This window comes from Lysinibacillus alkalisoli (assembly GCF_014643595.1).
GTDB lineage: Bacteria > Bacillota > Bacilli > Bacillales_A > Planococcaceae > Metalysinibacillus > Metalysinibacillus alkalisoli.
On the sequence record NZ_BMJT01000031.1, the window covers coordinates 1 to 931 of the forward strand.

Genomic DNA, 931 nt, shown 5'->3' on the forward strand with positions numbered 1-931 from the left:
TATCTGAAGTACATTGCAATAACATATACTTCACCAAACACAAATCTAAAAACTCTCAAAAGTCCACAAGTCATCCTTTTCTTTCATGCTCACTTGCCGGGGACGAAGTTGGTGGCGTAGGCCCAGGCATTGTTGTTGACTGGGTCCGCAAGGTGATCAGCAAGGTTCTCCAATGGACCCTTACCGGTGACAATGGCCTGAACAAAGAACCCAAACATAGAGAACATGGCCAATCTCCCGTTCTTGAGTTCCTTCACCTTAAGCTCAGCAAAAGCCTCTGGGTCATCAGCAAGGCCCAATGGGTCAAAGCTGCCACCAGGGTAGATTGGGTCAGTGACCTCACCGAGGGGCCCACCAGCAATACGATAACCCTCAACAGCACCCATTAGGATAACTTGGGTGGCCCAGATGGCGAGGATGCTCTGGGCGTGGACAAGGCTTGGGTTGCCCAAGTAGTCCAGCCCACCCTCGCTGAAGATCTGGGACCCGGCCTTGAACCACACAGCTTCTCCAAACTTGACCCCGTTGCGGGACAATAGTTCGGGGAAGACGCAGCCCAAGGCCCCGAGCATGGCCCACCTGGAGTGGATCACTTCGAGCTCACGGTTTCTGGCGAAGGTTTCTGGGTCGGCCGAAAGCCCAGCAGTGTCCCAGCCGTAGTCACCTGGGAACTCGCCAGTGAGGTAGGACGGGGGCTCGCCAGAGAATGGGCCCAAGTACTTGACGCGGTCTGGGCCGTACCATGGGCTTCCGGAGGAGGCCTGCTTGGTGACGGTCTTCCTCATGCTGACCCTCCCGACTTCGGGGGCTGATGGGCCCAGCTTCACGGCCTTGCCAGCCAAGGATGGGGAAGAGAGAGCCATGGAGGAGGCTGCTGCCATTTTTAAAACTCTAGGATGAGCTTGCTTTCTGCCTTGTGTTATGGAGTTGC

1 protein-coding gene is annotated in these 931 nt (G+C 55.7%); it reads right to left on the reverse strand.

The window, feature by feature from the left end; translation table 11 throughout:
* Positions 1-89: 89 nt before the first annotated feature.
* Positions 90-931, reverse strand: an 842-nt coding sequence (locus IEW44_RS16185; RefSeq protein WP_229704287.1) for a chlorophyll a-b binding protein, incomplete at its 5' end; no start/stop codon positions are given.